At 59.7% G+C, this 20,463-nt stretch carries 22 protein-coding genes; 11 read left to right on the forward strand and 11 right to left on the reverse strand.

Features of this window, described 5'->3' with window-relative positions:
• Nucleotides 1-78 precede the first annotated feature (78 nt).
• Both ASC74_RS00225 and ASC74_RS00230 read left to right on the forward strand, forming a co-directional pair.
• Entirely contained in the window at nt 79-630 is a 552-nt protein-coding gene (locus ASC74_RS00225; RefSeq protein ID WP_046044864.1) for a cytochrome c oxidase assembly protein, read from the forward strand.
• Nucleotides 631-655: 25 nt separating this feature from the next.
• Nucleotides 656-1,543, forward strand: coding sequence for a cytochrome c oxidase subunit 3 (locus ASC74_RS00230; RefSeq protein ID WP_056738412.1), 888 nt, complete (start codon nt 656-658; stop codon nt 1,541-1,543).
• Nucleotides 1,544-1,546: 3 nt separating this feature from the next.
• Here ASC74_RS00230 and ASC74_RS00235 read toward each other — a convergent pair whose 3' ends face one another.
• Entirely contained in the window at nt 1,547-1,750 is a 204-nt protein-coding gene (locus ASC74_RS00235) for a twin transmembrane helix small protein (protein WP_008064738.1), read from the reverse strand.
• Between the two features lie 70 nt (nt 1,751-1,820).
• Here ASC74_RS00235 and ASC74_RS00240 point away from each other — a divergent pair, with 70 nt between their 5' ends.
• The 5 genes from ASC74_RS00240 to ASC74_RS00260 are packed head-to-tail and all read left to right on the forward strand — an operon-like array spanning nt 1,821 to nt 5,729.
• Entirely contained in the window at nt 1,821-2,561 is a 741-nt protein-coding gene (locus ASC74_RS00240) for an SURF1 family protein (protein ID WP_056738414.1), read from the forward strand.
• Nucleotides 2,527-3,120 carry a hypothetical protein gene (locus tag ASC74_RS00245; protein WP_056739096.1) on the forward strand — a complete coding sequence of 198 codons (594 nt, stop codon included), beginning with the start codon at nt 2,527-2,529 and terminating at the stop codon, nt 3,118-3,120. The genes ASC74_RS00240 and ASC74_RS00245 overlap by 35 nt, the downstream gene beginning before the upstream one ends.
• Before the next feature lie 10 nt (nt 3,121-3,130).
• Complete coding sequence (locus ASC74_RS00250) at nt 3,131-4,210, forward strand: COX15/CtaA family protein (protein WP_056738415.1); 1,080 nt, start codon at nt 3,131-3,133, stop codon at nt 4,208-4,210.
• A complete protein-coding gene (gene cyoE / locus ASC74_RS00255; protein ID WP_056738417.1) occupies nt 4,198-5,097 on the forward strand; it encodes a heme o synthase in 900 nt (299 codons plus the stop codon). The genes ASC74_RS00250 and cyoE overlap by 13 nt, the downstream gene beginning before the upstream one ends.
• Nucleotides 5,094-5,729 carry an SCO family protein gene (locus ASC74_RS00260; RefSeq protein WP_056738420.1) on the forward strand — a complete coding sequence of 212 codons (636 nt, stop codon included), beginning with the start codon at nt 5,094-5,096 and terminating at the stop codon, nt 5,727-5,729. Before cyoE ends, ASC74_RS00260 begins: the two co-directional genes overlap by 4 nt.
• A gap of 192 nt (nt 5,730-5,921) precedes the next feature.
• Here the strand turns inward: ASC74_RS00260 and ASC74_RS00265 are convergent, their stop codons facing one another.
• The 3 genes from ASC74_RS00265 to ASC74_RS00275 all read right to left on the reverse strand — a co-directional run bounded on the left by ASC74_RS00265 (nt 5,922) and on the right by ASC74_RS00275 (nt 8,455).
• Nucleotides 5,922-6,695 (reverse strand): MetQ/NlpA family ABC transporter substrate-binding protein, encoded by a 774-nt coding sequence (locus ASC74_RS00265; protein ID WP_056738422.1) that lies wholly within the window; start codon nt 6,693-6,695, stop codon nt 5,922-5,924.
• A 78-nt stretch (nt 6,696-6,773) separates the two neighbouring features.
• Complete coding sequence (locus ASC74_RS00270; protein ID WP_046044871.1) at nt 6,774-7,448, reverse strand: methionine ABC transporter permease; 675 nt, start codon at nt 7,446-7,448, stop codon at nt 6,774-6,776.
• The gene (locus ASC74_RS00275; RefSeq protein ID WP_056738424.1) at nt 7,448-8,455 is read right to left on the reverse strand and encodes a methionine ABC transporter ATP-binding protein; all 1,008 of its coding nucleotides are present in this window, start codon (nt 8,453-8,455) and stop codon (nt 7,448-7,450) included. Before ASC74_RS00275 ends, ASC74_RS00270 begins: the two co-directional genes overlap by 1 nt.
• A gap of 262 nt (nt 8,456-8,717) precedes the next feature.
• Here ASC74_RS00275 and katE point away from each other — a divergent pair, with 262 nt between their 5' ends.
• A complete protein-coding gene (gene katE, locus ASC74_RS00280; protein ID WP_056738426.1) occupies nt 8,718-10,856 on the forward strand; it encodes a catalase HPII in 2,139 nt (712 codons plus the stop codon).
• Between the two features lie 104 nt (nt 10,857-10,960).
• Here katE and ASC74_RS00285 read toward each other — a convergent pair whose 3' ends face one another.
• The 4 genes from ASC74_RS00285 to zur are packed head-to-tail and all read right to left on the reverse strand — an operon-like array spanning nt 10,961 to nt 13,763.
• A complete protein-coding gene (locus ASC74_RS00285; protein WP_056738428.1) occupies nt 10,961-11,677 on the reverse strand; it encodes a PA5502 family lipoprotein in 717 nt (238 codons plus the stop codon).
• Between the two features lie 37 nt (nt 11,678-11,714).
• Nucleotides 11,715-12,503: a zinc ABC transporter permease subunit ZnuB gene (gene znuB / locus ASC74_RS00290; protein ID WP_056738429.1), complete on the reverse strand. Its 789-nt coding sequence runs from the start codon at nt 12,501-12,503 to the stop codon at nt 11,715-11,717.
• Nucleotides 12,496-13,281: a zinc ABC transporter ATP-binding protein ZnuC gene (gene znuC / locus ASC74_RS00295; protein WP_056738432.1), complete on the reverse strand. Its 786-nt coding sequence runs from the start codon at nt 13,279-13,281 to the stop codon at nt 12,496-12,498. Before znuC ends, znuB begins: the two co-directional genes overlap by 8 nt.
• Nucleotides 13,281-13,763 (reverse strand): zinc uptake transcriptional repressor Zur, encoded by a 483-nt coding sequence (gene zur / locus ASC74_RS00300; protein WP_008155995.1) that lies wholly within the window; start codon nt 13,761-13,763, stop codon nt 13,281-13,283. Before zur ends, znuC begins: the two co-directional genes overlap by 1 nt.
• A 66-nt stretch (nt 13,764-13,829) precedes the next feature.
• On the opposite strand from zur, the gene ASC74_RS00305 reads away from it, so the two are divergent.
• Nucleotides 13,830-14,750 (forward strand): zinc ABC transporter substrate-binding protein ZnuA, encoded by a 921-nt coding sequence (locus ASC74_RS00305; RefSeq protein ID WP_056739097.1) that lies wholly within the window; start codon nt 13,830-13,832, stop codon nt 14,748-14,750.
• A 120-nt stretch (nt 14,751-14,870) separates the two neighbouring features.
• Here ASC74_RS00305 and ASC74_RS00310 read toward each other — a convergent pair whose 3' ends face one another.
• Both ASC74_RS00310 and ASC74_RS00315 read right to left on the reverse strand, forming a co-directional pair.
• On the reverse strand, nt 14,871-15,821 hold the full coding sequence (locus ASC74_RS00310; protein WP_056738438.1) for a homoserine kinase: 951 nt from the start codon (nt 15,819-15,821) through the stop codon (nt 14,871-14,873).
• Nucleotides 15,822-15,879: 58 nt separating this feature from the next.
• Nucleotides 15,880-16,170, reverse strand: coding sequence for a DUF2782 domain-containing protein (locus tag ASC74_RS00315; RefSeq protein ID WP_056738439.1), 291 nt, complete (start codon nt 16,168-16,170; stop codon nt 15,880-15,882).
• Nucleotides 16,171-16,244: 74 nt separating this feature from the next.
• Between ASC74_RS00315 and polA the strand changes: the two genes are divergently transcribed.
• Nucleotides 16,245-19,016: a DNA polymerase I gene (polA, locus tag ASC74_RS00320; protein WP_056738440.1), complete on the forward strand. Its 2,772-nt coding sequence runs from the start codon at nt 16,245-16,247 to the stop codon at nt 19,014-19,016.
• A 301-nt stretch (nt 19,017-19,317) separates the two neighbouring features.
• Here the strand turns inward: polA and yihA are convergent, their stop codons facing one another.
• Nucleotides 19,318-19,959: a ribosome biogenesis GTP-binding protein YihA/YsxC gene (gene yihA / locus ASC74_RS00325; protein ID WP_046044882.1), complete on the reverse strand. Its 642-nt coding sequence runs from the start codon at nt 19,957-19,959 to the stop codon at nt 19,318-19,320.
• A 191-nt stretch (nt 19,960-20,150) separates the two neighbouring features.
• On the opposite strand from yihA, the gene ASC74_RS00330 reads away from it, so the two are divergent.
• The gene (locus ASC74_RS00330) at nt 20,151-20,441 is read left to right on the forward strand and encodes a c-type cytochrome (RefSeq protein ID WP_008156007.1); all 291 of its coding nucleotides are present in this window, start codon (nt 20,151-20,153) and stop codon (nt 20,439-20,441) included.
• Nucleotides 20,442-20,463 lie beyond the last annotated feature (22 nt).

Consider the following 20,463-nt stretch of genomic DNA (forward strand, 5'->3'; position numbering starts at 1 on the left):
CGGTTTATCTGACGGACCGCGGCGTCTGCTTCGCGAGCAAGCCCGCTCCCACAGGGTTCTCGATGGGGGTTGGAAATCATGGCTGATTCGATTTCGTTGAAGAAACTGGTCACGCGCCTGCTGCTGGTGGTGGTGGCGATGTTTGTCTTCGGGTTTGCCCTGGTACCGATCTACGACGTGATGTGCAAGGCGTTCGGCATCAACGGCAAGACCGGCGGGCAGTACGAGGGCGAACAAACGGTCGACACCTCGCGGCAGGTCCGCGTGCAGTTTCTGTCGACCAATTCCGCCGACATGTCCTGGGACTTCTATCCCAAGGGCGATGAACTGGTGGCAAATCCGGGAGCGGTGAACGAGATGATTTTCATCGCCCATAACCCGACCGATCGCCCGATGAGCGCCCAGGCGGTTCCGAGCATCGCGCCCAGCGCGGCGGCGGCGTACTTCCACAAGACCGAATGTTTCTGCTTTACCCAGCAAGTGCTGCAGCCCGGTCAACGGATCGAGATGCCGGTACGTTTCATCGTTGACCGTGACATGCCCAAGGATGTGAAGCACCTGACGCTGTCTTACACGCTGTTCGATATCACCGCCCGACATCCACCGGTGGCTGTAAATACTGGCGGCTGAGCGTGCCCGATAAGGAGAACAATAAATGGCAACTCATGAACACTATTACGTACCGGCCCAGAGCAAATGGCCGATCATTGCCACCGCCGGCATGTTCACCACCGTGTTCGGCCTGGCCACCTGGTTCAACGACCTGAAGGCGGCGCGGCCGGAGTCCCACGGCCCGCTGATCTTTTTCGTCGGTGGTCTGATGGTGGCCTACATGCTGTTCGGCTGGTTCGGTACGGTGATCAAGGAAAGCCGCCAGGGGTTGTACAGCGCCCAGATGGATCGCTCGTTCCGCTGGGGCATGAGCTGGTTCATCTTCTCGGAAGTGATGTTCTTCATCGCGTTCTTCGGCGCGCTGTTTTATGTGAGAAACATTTCCGGCCCGGCACTCGGTGGTGAAGGGGCTAAAGGCATCGCTCATATGCTTTGGCCAAATTTCCAGTTTGCGTGGCCATTGCTGCACACCCCTGACCCGAAACTCTTTCCGCCACCCAAGGAAGTCATCAGTCCCTGGGGCCTGCCGCTGCTCAATACCATTTTGCTGGTGAGCTCCAGCGTCACCGTGACCATCGCCCACCACGCCTTGAAGAAAGGTCATCGCGGCGCGCTGAAAATCTGGCTGGCGCTCACCGTGTTACTGGGCTGCGCGTTCCTTGGTTTTCAGGCCGAAGAATACATGCATGCCTACCACGAACTGGGCCTGACCCTGGGTTCGGGCATCTACGGCGCGACCTTCTTCATGCTCACCGGCTTCCACGGTGCCCACGTGACCATCGGCACCATCATCTTGTTTGTGATGTTGATGCGGATCATGCGCGGGCACTTCGACGCCGAGCACCAGTTCGCGTTTGAAGCGGCGAGCTGGTACTGGCACTTCGTGGATGTGGTGTGGATCGGGCTTTTCGTTTTCGTCTACGTGCTCTGAGGCTTACCAAGGTGCGTGCGACACCAACTGGCCGCTGAAAAAACCCCAGGCAATCAAGCCGACGGTAATGGCGGCCAGCGCCACACGAACACTCAAGGCAATGACGAGGCGGTTCGAGCTGCTGTCGTCCTTGACCAGAAAAAACAGGCCGCTGAACAGGCTGACAACCGTGGCAATCAGCATCAGGACGATGGCTGCTTTGAGCATGGTGAGACTCCGGGGGAAAGGCGATGCACTTGAGTATAGCTATCGCGACTACCGACTTTCTGGCGACGCCATGAAGCGTTTCCGGCCGGGTATCGTGCCGACCCTGGTGGTCGCGGTGTTGTTGCCCATGCTGGTGTCACTCGGGTTCTGGCAATTGAGCCGGGGCGCAGAGAAAAGCGCGCGGCTGCAAAGCTACACCGAGCGCCGTGCCGCTGAACCGATGGCCAGCACCGAGCTGCAACCCACCGCAGATCCAGCCTTTCGCCGCGTTCACCTGCACGGCCAGTTCGATGCCGCACACAGCTTGTTGCTGGATAACCGTCAGCGCGACGGCAAGGTTGGCGTCGAACTGCTGCAACCGTTTCAGGATCAGGCGACCGGGCTCTGGCTGCTGGTCAATCGCGGCTGGCTGCCGTGGCCGGATCGCCGCACCCCACCGCAATTCACCACACCGACTCAGGCCTTGAGCCTCGTGGCCTGGGTCTACGTCTCCCCCGGCGCCACCTTCCAGTTGCACGCTGACCCAAGCACCACGACCTGGCCACAACTGGTTACCGCAGTTGAACCAGCCAAGCTCTGGACGGCGCTGGATCGCGAAGGTTTTGCCTACGAATTACGCGCAGAAAGCGGTCCCGCGACTTACCAGGCTGACTGGCCGGTAGTCGCCATGGGACCGGAAAAACACCTGGCTTATGCCGTGCAGTGGTTCGCCATGTCGATCGCCCTGTTCGGCCTCTATCTCTATCTCGGCTGGCACAACGCAAAGGAGAAACACCATGGGAGCGGCCATGAATCCACCCCGCATGTCTGAGGCGAAATCGCCGGCGAGTCGGCGCAAAGGTCGCTTGCAGTTACTGCTGATCCTGCTTGGGGTGATCGGTCCGATGATCCTCGCCACCGGCATGTACAAATTGCAGTTCTGGGTGCCGGAAGGTCGCAGCTATCACGGCGAACTGATCGGCAACGGCCAGACCCGCGCCGACCTCGGCGTCCAGGCGCAGGAGGATCGTTGGCAGATACTGGTGACCGCGCCCAAGGATTGCTCGGTGGACTGCCAGCAACTGGTGTACCTGGCGCGGCAGATCCAGATCGGCCTCGGCCGTGATGCCGGGCGCGCCAGTCATGCCTTGGCTGCGGCACAACCGCTGAGCAGTGAATACGACGCCAAGCTGACGCGCGAGTATCCTCAATTACAGCGTTATCCACTGAATTTGACCGACTTCCATAAGACCGCCGGCGACCAGTCAGTGCCGCAGCTGTGGATCATCGATCCGCATGGCAATCTGGTGCTGCGCTACGACCCGACGGTGAAGGGTAAGGATCTGCTCAACGACCTGCGCCATTTGCTGAAACTGTCGAACATCGGATAAGGGCATCGTCATGGCCAAACCTGGATTTCGCCTCGCGCTGTTTGCCACCTTGCTGGCACTGATTGTGGTGTTGCTCGGCGCCTACACCCGCCTGACCCACGCCGGCCTCGGCTGTCCGGACTGGCCGGGTTGCTATGGCTTTATCAGCGTACCGAAAAGCGAAGTTCAATTGGCCCATGCCGAACTGCATTTTCCCGACGCTCCTGTCGAAGCCCATAAGGGCTGGAACGAGATGGTTCACCGCTACTTCGCCGGCACGCTGGGGCTGTTGATCTCGGTATTGGCCGGCCGCGCCTGGGTTCATCGTCGTCATCCGGGGCAGCCGGTGAAGTTGCCGTTGTTCCTGCTCGCCGTGGTGTTCGCCCAGGCAGCATTCGGCATGTGGACGGTGACGCTCAAGCTCTGGCCGCAAGTGGTCACCGGGCATTTGCTCGGCGGCTTTGCGACGTTGAGTCTGTTGTTTTTACTGACCTTGCGCCTGTCCGGCGTACTACCAGCGCTGACCGTGCCACGGCGTTTGCAGTACTGGGCGACCGCCGGGTTACTGCTGGTGATCCTGCAAATTGCCTTGGGTGGATGGGTCAGTTCCAACTACGCAGCGGTGGCCTGTATCGACTTCCCGACCTGTCATGGGCAGTGGCTGCCGCCCGCGGACTTCGCCAACGGTTTTCACCTGACTCAACACATCGGCCCCAATTACCTCGGCGGGCAACTGGACAGCGATGCCCGCACGGCGATTCATCTGACTCACCGCATCGGCGCTTTGCTGGTGACCCTGGTGTTGCTGGGGCTGGCCTGGCAACTGAAGGTGGTCGGCATGACGCGCCTGGCCGGGTTAGTGCTGATCGCCCTTGCCGCACAAATCACCCTTGGCATCAGCAATGTGCTGTTTCACCTGCCGCTGCCAGTGGCCGTCGCACACAACGCGGGCGGCGCGGCACTGTTGCTGACGATGGTGCTGGTCAATTATCACGCGCGAACCAGTCTGGTTCGGGTCAAGCAGCAACCCCCTGCACGCTGGCGGTTCAGCCCGCGTAAACACTCAGCCGGGCCCATAACAATAAAAGGAGAGATGCCATGGCGACTTTGATCGGCGCACGTCACAGTCAGGCGATCTGGCGTGACTACCTGGAACTGACCAAACCGAAAGTGGTGGTGCTGATGCTCATCACCTCGCTGGTCGGCATGTTCCTCGCGACCCGCGCCGGGGTGCCGTGGACGGTGCTGGTGTTCGGCAATCTGGGGATCGCCTTGTGTGCCGGTGGTGCGGCAGCCGTCAATCATGTGGTGGACCGACGCATCGATGCGGTCATGGCCCGCACGCACAAACGTCCCCTGGCCGAAGGTCGAGTGTCACCGGCGGCCGCGCTGACGTTTGCCTTGGTGTTGGCGGTGCTTGGGCAAGCCGTACTGCTGGCCTTCACCAATCCACTGACCGCATGGCTGACCCTGGCCTCGCTGCTCGGCTATGCGGTGGTCTACACCGGTTTCCTGAAACGCGCGACGCCGCAAAACATCGTCATCGGCGGACTGGCCGGCGCTGCCCCGCCACTGCTCGGCTGGACCGCCGCCACCGGTCATGTCAGCGCCGAACCCTTGCTGTTGGTGTTGATCATCTTCGCCTGGACCCCGCCGCACTTCTGGGCGCTGGCCATTCACCGTAAAGAGGAATACGCCAAGGCCGACATTCCGATGCTGCCGGTGACCCATGGCGAGCACTACACCAAGGTCCACATCCTGCTTTATACCTTTGCGCTGCTGGCCGTCAGCCTGATGCCGTACGTGATCCACATGAGCGGCGTGCTCTACCTGATTTGCGCGCTGGGACTGGGTGCGAGGTTTCTGCAATGGGCCATCGTGCTGTACCGTGGCACTCGGCCGCACGCGGCGATCAACACGTTCAAGTACTCTATTTACTACTTGTTCCTGCTGTTTATCGCGCTGCTCGTAGACCACTACTTACTGTTGAACCTATGACTCGAACCCAGAAAACCGTCTTCATCCTCGTTGCCCTGATCGCGCTGGTCCTGGGCCTGACCATCAACAAAGTGCTGTCTGGAAAAGGCCAGGGCGACCCGACGGCTCTGATCGATGCCGGGATCATTCTGCTACCGCAAAGCCGCAACCTGCCGAACGTGACGATGACCGACCAGAACGGCAAACCGGTGGTGGTCAACGAGCTGAAAGACAAATGGTCGCTGCTGTTCTTCGGCTACACCTTCTGCCCCGACATTTGCCCGACCACCCTCGCCCAGTTGCGCCAGATCAAAAGCGAGCTGCCGCCAGAGGCTGTGGATAAGTTGCAGATCATTCTGGTCAGCATCGATCCGAACCGCGACACGCCCCAACAGCTCAAGCAGTACCTGGGCTACTTCGATCCGCAGTTCCAAGGGCTGACGGCTTCGTCGGTTGAAGACATTCAGAAACTGGCCAACGCGGTGAGTATTCCGTTCATTCCGGCGGACACCAGCAAGCCGAACTACACCGTCGACCACAGCGGCAACCTGGCGGTGATTGGGCCGGACGGGACGCAGCGTGGGTTCATTCGGGCGCCGTTGAACAACGTGAAATTGGTGGCGCAGTTGCCAGTGATGCTTAACCGCAAATAGTTGTGCTGACATAGAACAAATGTGGGAGCGGCGGTGCGACGATTCGACTTGCTCGCGAAAGCGGTGTTCCAGTCAACATGGATGTTGAATGTACTGGCCCCTTCGCGAGCAAGCCCGCTCCCACAGGGTCCGTATTCCAGGCAAAAAAATGGGGCGCATTCAATGCGCCCCATTTTTCGTTAAAGCTTCAGATCAGAACGCCGGCACGACCGCGCCTTTGTACTTCTCGAGGATGAAGGCTTTCACTTCCGGGCTGTGCAGGGCAGCAATCAGCTTCTTCATCGCTTCGCTGTCCTTGTCGTCTGGACGGGCAACGAGGATGTTCACGTAAGGCGAGTCGCTGCCTTCGATGACCAGCGCGTCCTTGGACGGATCAAGCTTGGCTTCCAGCGCGTAGTTGGTGTTGATCAGCGCCAGGTCGACCTGGGTCAGCACGCGCGGGATGGTCGCGGCTTCCAGTTCACGGAATTTCAGGTCCTTGGTGTTCTCGGTGATGTCCTTCACGGTCGCGAGGATGTTGTTCGAATCCTTCAACTTGATCAGGCCAGCCTTCGCCAACAGCAACAGCGCACGGCCGCCGTTGGTGGCGTCGTTCGGGATCACCACGTTGGCGCCGCCGGGCAACTCGGTCAGCGCTTTGTACTTGCTGGAGTAAGCGCCCAGCGGTTCCAGGTGCACACCGGCAACGGCTACCAGGTTGGTGCCCTTGGCCTTGTTGAATTCATCGAGGTACGGCTGGTGCTGGAAGAAGTTGGCGTCCAGACGTTTTTCGGCCACCTGCACGTTCGGCTGGATGTAGTCGGTGAAGACTTTGACCTTCAGGTCCACGCCTTCTTTGGCCAGGGCCGGTTTCACGAATTCGAGGATTTCTGCGTGCGGAACCGGGGTGGCCGCGACGGTCAGGGTTTCATTGGCCTGAGCAGAGAACACCGCAACTGCTGCGAGCGCTACGAGTAGTTTTTTCATTCAGCTAACTCCTTGTGCGGCGCCGGTCTTCGACGCCTGCCAGCGAATGGCCGGCTCAATTGTCATTTACGGGACTCTTTATTTCCTGGAGAAGTGCACAACCAACTTATCGCCAACGGTTTGCAGCACCTGGACCAGCACCAACAGCAACAGCACCGTCACGACCATCACATCGGGCTGGAAACGCTGGTAACCGAAACGGATCGCCAGGTCACCCAAACCACCCGCGCCGACCACACCTGCCATCGCCGTGTAGGACACCAGTGTAATGGCTGTCACCGTAATCGCCGCGAAGATGCCCGGGCGGGCTTCCGGCAGCAAGGCATTGGTGATGATTTGCCGGGTCGTCGCGCCCATGGCCTGGGTCGCCTCGATGATGCCGCGATCCACTTCACGCAGGGCGGTTTCCACCAGCCGCGCAAAGAATGGCGTAGCGCCCACCACCAGCGGCGGAATCGCACCGGCGACACCGAGGGACGTACCGGTGATCAACACCGTGAACGGAATCATCACAATCAGCAGAATAATGAACGGCAGCGAACGCAGGATGTTCACCATCAGCGACAGCATTGCGTAGACGCCTTTGGCTTCCAGCAACTGACGCGGGCTGCAGAGGAACAACAGCACGCCCAGGGGCAGACCGAGCAAAACGGTGAACAACAGCGAACCGAAGAGCATCAGAAAGGTATCGCCGGTGGCCAGCCAGATTTCGAACCAGTCGATATTGACGAAGAAACTTGCCAGGACTTCCATCAGCGCAGCACCTCCATGTGGACGTCAGCTGCGGTGAAGTGGGCGAACGCCGCTTCCATGTCGCCACCGGTAACGGCCAGGGTCAACTGCCCGTAGGGCACGTCTTTAATGCGGTCGATACGACCGGCCAGGATGCTGTAGTCCACACCCGTTTCACGAGCGACGGTACCCAGTAGCGGTGCGTAGGTCGCTTCGCCCTGGAAGGTCAGACGCACGATACGGCCCGGCACGTGAGCGAAGTCGTCACGCTGTTCGCTCTCGTCGATCTGCTCGTCTTCTTGCACGAAGCGCTTGGTGGTCGGGTGCTTCGGATGCAGGAACACCTCGGCGACCGAACCTTGCTCGACGATCACGCCAGCGTCCATCACCGCGACCTGGTCGCAGACCCGGCGGATCACGTCCATCTCGTGGGTGATCAAGACGATGGTCAGCTTCAGCTCGCGATTGATCTCGGCCAGCAATTGCAGGACCGACGCGGTGGTCTGCGGGTCCAGTGCGCTGGTGGCTTCGTCGCACAGCAGGATTTTCGGCTTGGTTGCCAGGGCGCGGGCAATGCCGACGCGCTGCTTCTGGCCACCGGACAATTGCGCCGGGTACTTCTTGGCGTGGTCGGACAGGCCGACCCGCTTCAGCAATTCGGCCACACGACGGTCGATCTCGCTGCGCGACAGTTCACCGGCCAGCGTCAGTGGCAGCGCGACGTTATCGGCCACGGTCTTGGACGCCAGCAAGTTGAAGTGCTGGAAAATCATCCCGACTTGCTGACGGAAGCGTCGCAGGCTGTTGGCGTCGAGCGCGGTGACTTCTTCGCCGTCGACGAATATCTTGCCGCCACTGGACTCTTCCAGGCGATTGATCAGACGCAGCAGGGTACTTTTTCCCGCACCGGAATGGCCGATCAGACCAAAGACCTGACCGTTCTCAATCGTCAGACTGGTCGGATGCAGGGCGGGAATATCCTTACCGGCGACGCGGTAGGTTTTGTGGACGTTTTGAAACTCGATCACGTAGCGAACCTTGTGGGGCGCGTTGGAAAAGGATCAGCGGTTAGCCGGGCGCGCATTTTAGCCTGTCCGTATAGAGGTTATTAGCATTTATTCCGCATTCAACCTTCCATTTGGCAATAACGCGATCAAAGGTTAGAAAAAAGGAACGGCGCAAAACGTCATCAGTCACTAATTAGGCAACTCGAAAACGCCCCGGTCCGTGCCTGGGGTATTGCTCAAGAGTCCTGGCTACGGCGGGAATCGCAACGAGGAGTTTTGCCTGATGATTACTAAAAAGCCTGCCGCAACCAAAAGCGCACTGGCCGGGACCGATACCCCGGACCGCGGTAACACCAATGCCAAGCTCGACAGCCTGGAGCCATTTCGTTCCGACGCCACTGAACAGGCCCTGCGTACCAATCAGGGCGTGAAGGTCTCGGACAACCAGAACACGTTGAAGGCCGGCGCCCGCGGGCCATCGTTGCTGGAAGATTTCATCATGCGTGAAAAGATCACGCACTTTGACCATGAACGCATTCCCGAGCGCATCGTCCACGCCCGCGGCACCGGTGCTCACGGCTACTTCCAGAGCTATGAAACCCATTCCGTGCTGACCAAGGCCGGGTTCCTACAAGACCCAAGCCAAAAAACCCCGGTCTTCGTCCGCTTCTCCACGGTGCAGGGCCCGCGCGGGTCGGGCGATACCGTGCGGGACGTACGCGGTTTCGCGGTGAAGTTTTTCACCGACGAAGGCAACTTCGACCTGGTAGGCAACAACATGCCGGTGTTTTTCATTCAGGATGCGATCAAGTTTCCTGACTTCGTGCACGCGGTGAAACCCGAGCCGCACAATGAAATACCCACCGGCGGCTCAGCTCACGATACCTTTTGGGATTTTGTCTCGCTGGTACCGGAATCGGCGCACATGGTGATCTGGACCATGTCCGACCGGGCGATCCCGAAAAGCCTGCGCAGCATGCAAGGCTTCGGCGTACACACCTTCCGCCTGATCAACGCCGAAGGTAAATCGCGCTTCGTCAAATTCCACTGGCGCCCCACGGCCGGGACCTGCTCGCTGGTGTGGGATGAGGCGCAGAAACTCGCCGGTAAAGACACGGATTACCACCGTCGCGATCTCTGGGAGTCGATCGAGATGGGCGACTACCCGCAATGGGAGCTTGGCGTACAGATCATCGAGGAGGAGAACGAACATACATTCGACTTCGACATCCTCGACCCGACCAAGCTGATTCCGGAAGAACTGGTGCCAATCACCCCGTTGGGCAAAATGACACTCAACCGTAACCCCGACAACTTCTTCGCCGAAACCGAACAGGTTGCTTTCTGCCCTGGGCATATCGTGCCGGGGATCGACTTTTCCAACGATCCATTGCTGCAAGGTCGACTGTTTTCCTACACCGATACGCAAATCAGCCGACTTGGCGGGCCGAACTTTCACGAGATCCCGATCAACCGCCCGGTCGCACCGTTCCACAATGGTCAACGGGATGCGTTGCACCGCTCCACCATCGACAAGGGTCGCGCGTCCTACGAGCCGAACTCCATTGATAGCGGCTGGCCGAAAGAAACGCCGCCTGCAGCACAAGATGGTGGCTTTGAAAGTTACCCAGAGCGCATCGACGCCAACAAGATCCGTCAGCGCAGCGAATCCTTCAGCGACCACTTCTCCCAGGCACGGCTGTTTTTCCACAGCATGAGCAAGCACGAGCAGGAGCACATCATCTCGGCTTACAGCTTCGAGCTGGGCAAGGTTGAGCGGGCGTTCATCCGCGCGCGCCAGGTGAATGAGATTCTGGCCAACATCGATCTGGATCTGGCCAAGCGCGTGGCGCAGAACCTGGGGTTGCCAGCGCCCAAAGCCGGGACGGTCGAAGTACGCAAAACCTCACCGGATCGCTCGCCAGCCCTGAGTCAGGCCAACTTGCTGCCGGCAGATATAAAAACCCGCAAAGTGGCAATCCTGGCAGCCAATGGCGTCGATGGTGCAGCGATTGATGCCATGAAGAAAGCGCTGAAGGCCGAAGGTGCGCACGCCAAACTGCTCGGCCCGACGTCTGCCCCTGTGACCACCGCCGATGGCAAGACGCTGCCGGTCGATGCGTCGATGGAGGGCTTGCCTTCGGTGGCGTTCGATGCGGTGTTTGTGCCCGGTGGCACGGCGTCGATCAAGGCGTTGAGCACCGACGGCGTGGCGCTGCATTACCTGTTGGAGGCGTACAAGCATTTGAAGGCGATTGCGCTGCAAGGCGAGGCCAAACAGTTGCTGGATGTGTTGAAGCTGGAGGCTGATGCGGGGTTGATCGTGGGGGCAGATGCGAAGTTGATCAAACCGTTTTTTGCCGCGATCGGGCAGCATCGGGTGTGGGACAGGGAGCCTAAGGCCAAGGCGATTCCGGCCTGAAGTTCTGCGTGAATGGAAGGACGCCTTCGCGAGCAAGCCCGCTCCCACATTGGATCTGTGAACGACACAAACCCACTGTGGGAGCGGGCTTGCTCGCGAAGCTTTTAGGGTTTACGCGGACTCAAGACCATCTGAGCCGGCACGTTGCGCAGAATCTGCTTCTCCAGATTCAGATCAAAATCCGCATCGAGTTTCTTCACGCGCTTGGTCAGCAACGTGGTCAACCAAGGGAAGTCCTGGGTGCGTGGCGCCTGAATGCTCACGTCGCACTGGTAATTCACCACATCGGCGGCGATCGCATCCAATTGGCGGCGAAGCTTGGTCATATCCGTCAGGTTCAACGCAACCGTGGTGCTTTCAGCCGTCGGATCAATGACCTTGGCCTGTGGCTTGGCTTCGGCAGCCATGAGCGCAGCTTCGGCTCTATCCAGTTCAGCTTTGCGGGCATCAACGATGGCATTGTTGACCCCACCAGTCAGCGCCGGAGCCTTGGGCATCAACGACCGGGCGCGGCTCAGCGCCGTGGCAGCCGCATTCACATCGCCCTTTTGCAGCACGATCTGACTGCGGCGCAGATAGGCTTCGGCCAGTTGCCGCTGGTATTGCTCAAGCGATTGATCGTTGGGCGACTCGGCCTGCAAGGCAGCGAGTTGATCTTCGGCAGTCGCCAGCTCACTGCTGGCGAGGCTTTGTTCCAGCTGTGCGATGGCCGTGGCCCGTGCACCGGTAGCCTCGGTGGCCGCCGGTGGCGTGCTTTGACAAGCGCCCAGTAGCAGCGAAAATACGACAAGGAGCAGATAACGGGAGGCGAACGGCTTCATTCCTGCGACTCTCTATTTGCGCAAAAAACGAGCAAGTCTACACCCCTCGACGGGGCAGGACAAAACTCAGCAGAAACAGTGCGGCGGCCGTCACAACAATCGATGGGCCCGCCGGGGTGTCCTTGAACCACGACAGCGACAGCCCGCCACAGACCGCGAGCATGCCCAGCAGGCTCGCGCCCAGTGCCATCTGCTCCGGTGACCGGGCGTGACGTTGTGCCGCAGCTGCCGGGATGATCAGCAAGGACGTAATCAACAACACACCGACGATTTTCATCGCCACCGCGATCACCACAGCGATCAACAACATCAGGGTCAAGCGCAACGCCGCCACCGGCAGACCTTCAACCCTGGCCAATTCTTCGTGCACCGTGATTGCCAGCAATGGCCGCCACAACGTCACCAGCAAGGCCAGAACGGCCGCGCTGCCGCCGAGTATCCAGGCCAGATCGGTCGGGCTGATCGCCAGCAAGTCGCCAAACAGATAAGCCATCAGGTCGATCCGCACTTCGTGCATGAAGCTTAGTACGACCAAACCCAAAGAGAGCGTGCTCGGTGCGAGAATTCCCAAAAGCGTGTCGGACGCCAGCGGTTGACGCTGTTGCAAGGTCACCAGCAACACCGCCAACAGCAGGCAGCCTACGGTGACCGCAACGGTCGGACTGACATCCAGCAGAAAACCCAGCGCCACGCCGAGCAGCGCGGCATGCGAAAGGGTATCGCCGAAATAGGCCATGCGCCGCCAGACCACGAACGAACCCAGCGGGCCCGCGACCAACGCCAGGGCCAGACCTGCAAGCAGGGCGTAGAGCAGAAAATCAGCCATGCTTGCAGCTATCTCCGTGAACGTGGGTAGGGGCCGACGGGGCAGCGTTGACTACCGAGCCATGCAAGTCATGGGCGTGGTCGTGATGGTGGTGATAAATCGCCAGGCTTTGTGCGTTCTTTCCGAACAGCTCGACGAAAGCCGGATCACCGCTGACCTGCTCGGGATGCCCGGAGCAGCAGACGTGACGGTTGAGGCAGACCACCTGGTCGGTGGTGCTCATCACCAGATGCAGGTCGTGGGACACCATCAACACGCCGCAGCCGTGTCGGTCACGCAATCGTGTGATCAGGCTGTAGAGCTCGGCCTGACCGGCCACATCGACGCCTTGCACCGGTTCGTCGAGCACCAGCAGTTCCGGCTCTCGCAGCAATGCCCGGGCCAGCAGCACCCGCTGCATTTCGCCACCGGAAACAGTTTGCACCGGGCTGTCGATCACCTGTTCGGCGCCGACTTCCTTGAGTGCCGCCAAGGCCATGGCGCGGTCCACGCCCGGCACCAGGCGCAAGAAGCGCAGCACCGACAGCGGCAGCGTCGGATCGACGTGAAGTTTTTGCGGCATGTAACCGACCCGCAGTTTCGGCTTGCGCCACACGCTGCCGCTGTCCGGTTTCAACAGACCGAGTACCGCGCGCACCAGCGTGGTCTTGCCGGCGCCGTTAGGGCCGATCAGAGTGACGATCTGCCCCGGCTCGACACTCAGCTCGATGTTATCCAGCACGTTTTGCCCGGCAAAGGTGACGGCAACCTGCTCGAGGCGGATCAGCGCATTGCTCATTAAACCCCCTGGCAACCTGAGCACAGGCCGACCACTTCAACGGTCTGGCCTTCGACGACAAATCCGACATCCTTGGCGCTACTGATGATCGCGTCACTGATGGATTTCTGTTCGAGCTCGATGGCGGCGTGGCATTCGCGGCAAATCAGGAACTGGCCCTGGTGGGCATGTTCCGGGTGATTGCAGCCAACGAAGGCGTTCAACGAGGAGATGCGGTGTACGAGGCCGTTTTCCAGCAGGAAATCCAGCGCACGGTACACAGTCGGCGGCGCCGCACGGCGGCCGTCCTGCTCGCTGAGTACCGCGAGAATGTCGTAGGCACCCAACGGTTTGTGGCTTTGCCAGACCAGTTCCAGCACCCGCCGACGCAAGGCGGTCAGGCGCAGGCCTTGACGTGCGCACAGAGCATCGGCCTCAGACAATGCGCTATGGACGCAATGAGAGTGGTCGTGGGGACGGCTGGCAATCGGTGTTTTAGGCATGAGCGGCGACGAGTTTTGTGAGAGACGTTATTATGTTACCCGTTCTCGCCTCTTCGAGTGGTCATCGTGTCCCGACTTTTTTCTATCTTTGTCGCATTTGTCGCCAGTTTTCTGCTGATGGGTTCAGCTCAAGCCGAAGTCAAAGTTCTCACCAGTATCAAGCCTCTACAGCTGATCGCCGCGGCGGTGCAGGACGGTGTGGCGATACCGGAAGTCTTGCTGCCGCCTGGTGCCTCGCCTCATAACTATGCCTTGCGCCCATCCGACGTACGGAAAGTGCAATCTGTGGATCTGGTTTACTGGATCGGTCCAAGCATGGAAGGTTTCCTGCCCCGCGTGCTGAATGGTCGTACGCTACCCAGCGTCGCCGTGCAGGATTTACCGGGCCTGAAACTGCGACGTTTCGCCGAAGATAGCCACTCCCATGCTGAAGAAGCCGACGAGCATGATCACGATCACCGTCCCGGCAGCCTGGACGCGCACTTGTGGCTTTCGCCGGTCAACGCCCGTGTCATCGCCACAAAAATGGCCGCAGACCTGAGTGCAGCCGATCCGGCCAATGCCGCGCGTTATCAGAGCAACCTCAAGGCGTTCGATGAGCGTCTGGATGCTATGGATCTTCGCTTGAAGGCACGTCTGGCCGGCATCGCGGGCAAACCGTACTTCGTATTCCACGAGGCCTTCGACTACTTTGAAGATGCCTACGGCCTCAAGCACGCTGGCGTTTTCAGCGTCGCCGCCGAGGTCCAGCCCGGCGCCCAGCACGTCGCGGCGATGCGCACTCGATTGCAGGAAGTCGGTAAAACCTGCGTGTTCAGCGAACCGCCTCTGCGTCCGCGCCTGGCGGAAACCCTGGTGGCAGGTCTGCCGGTGAAGCTGGCGGAACTGGACGCGTTGGGCGGGTACACGCCGGCGACCGCTCAGGGGTATGAGCAGGTATTGGAGAAGTTGGGGAATGATTTGGCAGGGTGTCTGGAGTCGTTGTAACCCAGACATTTGTGGCGCCACCATTCGCGAGCAAGCCTGCTCCCACACTGGATCTCCTGTGCACACAAATTCTGTGGCCGACTGAGATCCAATGTGGGAGCGGGCTTGCTCGCGAAGCTTTTAGAGCGCGAACGGCAGTGGTGTGTTGACCTTCTGCCGCTGCGCCAGACGCTGCTGAAACTCCATCGGATCGTGAATCAACACGTCCTGCCCGGCAAACGACTCGGCGGCGATCAATCGCGACAACCAGAACCGTACGCAGGCCACCCGCAGCATGGTCGGCCACAACTCCGCCTCGGCTGCCGTGAACGGTCGCAGCGCTGCATAAGCACCGAGCAACGCCCTCGCCCGCGGCCCGTCGATCAAGCCGCTCTCGTCCGAACACCAGTCGTTCAAGGCGATCGCCACGTCGTAGAGCATCGGCCCCGAACACGCGTTGTAGAAGTCGATCAACCCGGTCAGGTGGGTGCCTTCGAACATCGCGTTATCGCGGAACAGGTCGGCGTGGATGTTGGCTCGTGGCAACGCAAGAATTTTCGTCTTCTGCTGTGTGATTTCGTCCAGCGCCCGTTGCAGCAGATCGCTTTGCTCGGGATTGAGGTGCGACAGCAACTGCGCGCCCTCTTCCAGCATCCAGTCCAGGCCGCGATCGGTCTTGCGCTTGATCATGTTGGCCTGGGTCGCAAGGTGCAGATGGCCGAGCAACTCGCCCACCTGAGCGCAATGCTGCGCATTGGCTTCCTTGATGTGCTTGCCAGCCAGACGCGGCTGCAACAGCGCAGGTTTGCCGGCCAGTTCGCGCAAGGCGACGCCGTCAGTGGTGCGCAAGGCATAAGGCACTGGCAGGTCGGCGTCATGCAGCACGTCGAGCAGCTCTATGAAGAACGGCATTTCCTGAACCGGACCACGCTCAACCAGGGTCAGGACAAATTCGCCCTGCTCCAGGCTGATGAAGAAATTGGTGTTTTCGCTACCAGCGGCAATCCCCTGGAAATCAAGCAGGCGGCCGAGCCCGTAAGGGGCGAGAAAGGTTTCCAGCTCGGGCCGAGCCAGCGGGGTGAACACAGACATGTTTGAACTGCCAGTACGGGCGCCGCTGCTTGAGCCAGCGCCGATTGAAATTAAGAAACTACTTCCACTCAAAGATCTTCCACGACGGAATCAGCATATCCGGCTGATCCGAGCGGATGAAGTTTGCATCTGTCCCGTCCGCACGCACCAGAAAATACGGCGGTGCGCCCTTCGGTGTGACCTTGATTGCATACAGGAAACCGTTTTGACGGTACTCCTGGATGGTTTTATCCCCTTCCGTGCGGATAGTGACTTCCGGCTCCGGTGTCGGCGCATCGTTCGCCGCCATGACGGCCAACGGAACGGATGCAAACAACCCAGCCAGCAACAGGCGATTTAGTGTGCGCATGATAACCTTGTCCCTTTGTCGTCAACGGTCCCGCTATTCTAGCGCCGGACCCGCCGAAAAGGTTGATCCTGCTCATGAGCCAAGCCCCCCTCGTCCTGGTGGACGGTTCTTCTTACCTGTACCGCGCCTTTCACGCCCTCCCACCGCTGACCACCTCCAAAGGTCTGCCGACCGGTGCGGTCAAGGGCGTACTGAACATGCTCAAGAGTCTGCGCAAGCAGTATCCGGAAAGTCCGTTCGCCGTGGTGTTCGACGCCAAGGGTGGGACATTTCGCGATGACATGTACGCCGAATACAAGGCCAACCGCCCAAGCATGCCCGACGACATGCGTGTTCAGATCGAGCCGCTGCACCAGAGCGTGATCGCCCTGGGCTTCCCGCTCCTGTGCGTCGAAGGCGTTGAAGCCGATGACGTGATCGGCACCCTGGCCCGCAGCAGCGCGGCAGCCGACCGCCCGGTGGTGATCTCCACCGGCGACAAGGACATGGCGCAGCTGGTCGACGGCCACATTACCTTGGTCAATACCATGACCGGTAGCGCGCTGGACGTGGAGGGCGTGAAGGAGAAATTCGGCGTCGCTCCCGAGCAGATCATCGATTACCTGGCACTCATGGGCGATTCTTCCGACAACATTCCGGGCGTTCCGGGTATTGGCCCGAAGACCGCTTCCGGCCTGTTGGTCGGTGTGAACGGGGGCCTGACCGAGCTCTATGCGCAGCTCGACATCGTCCCGACCCTGCCGATTCGCGGGGCCAAAACCCTGCCGGCCAAGCTCGAAGAGCACAAGGAGATGGCGTTTCTCTCCTATCAATTGGCAACCATCAAAATCGACGTACCGCTGGATATCGGCCTCGACGACCTGCAAATGGGCAAGCCGGATCACGACAAGCTCGCCGAGCTCTATACCCTGCTGGAGTTCAAGAGCTGGTTCGAAGATAACCAGCGCGACGCCAAGCGTTCCGGCCAGGAAGTCGTCGCTCCGGTGGCTGAAGAAGCGGCCGTCGATACCGAACTCAAGTACACCACCATCCTCACCCAGGCTGATTTCGACCTGTGGCTGAAGAAGCTCAACGACGCCAAGCTGATTGCCTTCGATACCGAAACCACCGGCATCGATGCGCAGCAGGCGCAACTGGTGGGCCTGTCTTTCGCTGTACAAGCCAACGAAGCGGCCTACATCCCGCTGACCCATTCCTACATGGGCGTTCCGGATCAGCTCGATCGCGACACCGTGCTGCGCGCGCTGAAGCCGATTTTGGAAGACCCGAGCAAACTCAAGGTTGGCCAGCACGCCAAGTTCGACATGAACATCCTGGCCAACTGCGCCATCGGTGGCGATCAGAGCTGCGGCATCACCGTACAAGGCGTCGCTTTCGACACGATGCTCGAATCCTACGTGCTGGACTCCACCGCGACCCGTCACGACATGGACAGCCTGGCGCTCAAGTACCTGAATCACACCACCACCAGTTTTCAGGACATCGCTGGCAAGGGTGCCAAACAGCTGACATTTGACCAGATCTCCCTGGAACTGGCCGGACCTTACGCCGCCGAAGACGCCGACGTGACGCTGCGCCTGCATCAAACCCTGCTGGAAAAGCTCAATGCCATCCCGAGCCTGAGCAAGGTCCTGAGCGAAATCGAAATGCCGTTGGTGCCGGTGCTGGCACGGATCGAACGCCAAGGCGCGCTGGTCGATGCCAACCTGCTGGGCATTCAGAGCGTCGAGCTGGGCGAGAAAATGGTCGCCCTCGAGCGTGAGGCGTTCGCCATTGCCGGGGAAGAATTCAACCTCGGCTCGCCGAAGCAATTGGGCGTGATCCTGTACGAAAAACTCGGCCTGCCGATCATCAGCAAAACCGCCAAGGGCCAGGCGTCCACCGCCGAAGCCGTGCTGGCGGAACTGGCCGAACAGGATTTCCCGCTGCCCAAAGTACTGATGCAGTACCGCTCGATGAGCAAGCTGAAAAGCACCTACACCGATCGCCTGCCAGAGCAGATCAACCCGCGCACCGGGCGAATTCATACCTCTTATCATCAGGCCGTCGCGGCGACCGGGCGTTTGTCGTCCAGCGACCCGAACCTGCAGAACATTCCGATCCGCACCGCCGAAGGGCGTCGGATTCGTCAGGCGTTCGTCGCGCCAAAAGGCTACAAGCTACTGGCAGCGGACTACTCGCAAATCGAACTGCGAATCATGGCTCACCTGGCCAAGGACGAAGGTTTGCTGCACGCGTTCCGCAATGATCTGGACGTGCACAAAGCCACCGCAGCGGAAGTCTTCGGGGTTGAACTGGCAGACGTCACCACCGACCAACGGCGCAGTGCCAAGGCGATCAACTTCGGTTTGATCTACGGCATGAGCGCGTTTGGCCTGGCCAAGCAGATTGGTGTTGATCGCAAGCAATCCCAGGCCTACATCGACCGATACTTCGCCCGTTACCCAGGCGTGCTGGAATACATGGAACGCACCCGCGCCCAGGCCGCCGAACAAGGTTTCGTCGAAACCATCTTCGGTCGTCGTCTGTACCTGCCGGAAATCAACGCAAAAAACCCGGCCCTGCGCAAAGGTGCCGAACGCACGGCGATCAACGCCCCGATGCAAGGCACTGCGGCGGACATCATCAAGAAAGCCATGATTGCCGTGGATAGCTGGCTGACAGCGTCAGGCCTTGACGCCAAAGTCATCCTGCAGGTGCACGATGAATTGGTTCTGGAAGTGCGTGAAGATTTGGTCGACCAGGTCCGCGATGAAATTCGCGTGCACATGAGCGACGCAGCGAAGCTTGATGTGCCGCTGTTGGTCGAGGTTGGTGTAGGAAATAACTGGGATGAGGCTCACTGAGCCGTCTGAACAGGCGTTTTCTGCTGCGGCATAGTGCCGCGGCAGAAGGACCGAAGGGTGCTTAGTTCGGAAAATTCGATGGCCTATTCCAAAGGCTTTTTAAAAAATTCTGAACTAATCGCCTGAATCGCCACTCAGAGTTACTGAATGGGTGGTGAAGCCCTTCGATGCTCCTAATGTTGTGTTAAGTGTTGGCAGATATCTGGACCCCGCCCTAGCGGTCCGGAACTTGAACCCCGGAACTTCCCCCTCCCCATAAGAAGTCCGGGGTTTTTTTTGCCCGCGGTTTTTGTAAATGAGCTTACTCCGCGAGCTCGGCGCCCTTGTCCGCCAGTTCCATCCAACCCGCCAGTACAGTGTAGGCGTCTTCCAGGCCCATGCGTTTTGGCGCCGAGAACAGCTGGATGCTGATCGCATCTCCCCAACCCTTGCGGATGTCTGCCTGAACCTTGAGCAGGACGTTTTTCGCCGCGCCGTAGGTCAGCTTGTCGGCTTTGGTCAGCAAAATGTGCATCGGCATGCCGCTGGCGACAGCCCAGTCGAGCATCAGCAGGTCGAAGTCGGTCATTGGATGACGGATGTCCATCATCAAAATCAGCCCCTTCAAACTCTCCCGACCACCCAGATAGGCTTCCAGGTGACGCTGCCAGTGCAGCTTCAACGGGATAGGCACTTTCGCGTAACCGTAACCCGGCAGGTCGACCAGACGACGATCATCGTCTAGCTTGAAGAAGTTCAAGAGCTGCGTGCGACCTGGAGTTTTCGAGGTCCGCGCAAGGCTGGCGTGCGTCAGGGTGTTCAGCGCACTGGACTTGCCGGCGTTGGAACGCCCGGCGAAGGCCACTTCAAAGCCTTCGTCGTCGGGACATTGATCGACTTTGGCAGCGCTGAGCATGAAGGTGGACTGTTGGCACAGGCCGAGGATGGGGTTCTTGAGTTGCATGGGATTTCCGATGTGGGCGGCGCCGGGAATGGACGCGGCGAGCAGTGTCGTTTCCGTTTCAGTGACGCCAGTATATAATGCCGCAGATTTTGTGTGCGCTTTGTCCCAGCGTAGGATGAAGTTCACGAGAGCGATTGACCTTGATTGCGCACTAGAACGCAGAACGCTCTCAACCCTGAAAAGGTCGTTTTATGACGAAATGGCTGCTAGCTGCCGGTGTCTTGATGCCGCTTTACAGCGCTCAGGCTACACAGGATCCGGAAGCTGTGTACAACCGTGTTTGTGGTGCCTGTCATTCCGGCCAACTACCCATGGCGCCCAAAAAGGGCGATCAGGAAGCTTGGACGCCGAGGTTGGCGAAAGGTATGGAGACGCTGGTGCAACACGTGACCCAGGGTTTCAAGGCGATGCCGCCGCGTGGTTTGTGCATGGACTGCAGTGCCGAGGATTACCAAGCAATCATCCAGTGGATGAGCGAGTGATCCCGGTCCATAACTCTTTAAC

Source organism: Pseudomonas sp. Root329, from assembly GCF_001424925.1.
In the GTDB taxonomy this organism is placed as follows: domain Bacteria; phylum Pseudomonadota; class Gammaproteobacteria; order Pseudomonadales; family Pseudomonadaceae; genus Aquipseudomonas; species Aquipseudomonas arabinosi.

Bases quoted from the DNA above. Each gene is read 5' to 3' on its own strand.
- ASC74_RS00225 (WP_046044864.1), top strand. From the start codon at position 79: ATGGCTGATTCGATTTCGTTGAAGAAACTGGTCACGCGCCTGCTGCTG.
- ASC74_RS00230 (WP_056738412.1), top strand. From the start codon at position 656: ATGGCAACTCATGAACACTATTACGTACCGGCCCAGAGCAAATGGCCG.
- ASC74_RS00235 (WP_008064738.1), bottom strand. From the start codon at position 1,750: ATGCTCAAAGCAGCCATCGTCCTGATGCTGATTGCCACGGTTGTCAGC.
- ASC74_RS00240 (WP_056738414.1), top strand. From the start codon at position 1,821: ATGAAGCGTTTCCGGCCGGGTATCGTGCCGACCCTGGTGGTCGCGGTG.
- ASC74_RS00245 (WP_056739096.1), top strand. From the start codon at position 2,527: ATGGGAGCGGCCATGAATCCACCCCGCATGTCTGAGGCGAAATCGCCG.
- ASC74_RS00250 (WP_056738415.1), top strand. From the start codon at position 3,131: ATGGCCAAACCTGGATTTCGCCTCGCGCTGTTTGCCACCTTGCTGGCA.
- cyoE (WP_056738417.1), top strand. From the start codon at position 4,198: ATGGCGACTTTGATCGGCGCACGTCACAGTCAGGCGATCTGGCGTGAC.
- ASC74_RS00260 (WP_056738420.1), top strand. From the start codon at position 5,094: ATGACTCGAACCCAGAAAACCGTCTTCATCCTCGTTGCCCTGATCGCG.
- ASC74_RS00265 (WP_056738422.1), bottom strand. From the start codon at position 6,695: ATGAAAAAACTACTCGTAGCGCTCGCAGCAGTTGCGGTGTTCTCTGCT.
- ASC74_RS00270 (WP_046044871.1), bottom strand. From the start codon at position 7,448: ATGGAAGTCCTGGCAAGTTTCTTCGTCAATATCGACTGGTTCGAAATC.
- katE (WP_056738426.1), top strand. From the start codon at position 8,718: ATGATTACTAAAAAGCCTGCCGCAACCAAAAGCGCACTGGCCGGGACC.
- ASC74_RS00285 (WP_056738428.1), bottom strand. From the start codon at position 11,677: ATGAAGCCGTTCGCCTCCCGTTATCTGCTCCTTGTCGTATTTTCGCTG.
- znuB (WP_056738429.1), bottom strand. From the start codon at position 12,503: ATGGCTGATTTTCTGCTCTACGCCCTGCTTGCAGGTCTGGCCCTGGCG.
- znuC (WP_056738432.1), bottom strand. From the start codon at position 13,281: ATGAGCAATGCGCTGATCCGCCTCGAGCAGGTTGCCGTCACCTTTGCC.
- zur (WP_008155995.1), bottom strand. From the start codon at position 13,763: ATGCCTAAAACACCGATTGCCAGCCGTCCCCACGACCACTCTCATTGC.
- ASC74_RS00310 (WP_056738438.1), bottom strand. From the start codon at position 15,821: ATGTCTGTGTTCACCCCGCTGGCTCGGCCCGAGCTGGAAACCTTTCTC.
- ASC74_RS00315 (WP_056738439.1), bottom strand. From the start codon at position 16,170: ATGCGCACACTAAATCGCCTGTTGCTGGCTGGGTTGTTTGCATCCGTT.
- polA (WP_056738440.1), top strand. From the start codon at position 16,245: ATGAGCCAAGCCCCCCTCGTCCTGGTGGACGGTTCTTCTTACCTGTAC.
- yihA (WP_046044882.1), bottom strand. From the start codon at position 19,959: ATGCAACTCAAGAACCCCATCCTCGGCCTGTGCCAACAGTCCACCTTC.
- ASC74_RS00330 (WP_008156007.1), top strand. From the start codon at position 20,151: ATGACGAAATGGCTGCTAGCTGCCGGTGTCTTGATGCCGCTTTACAGC.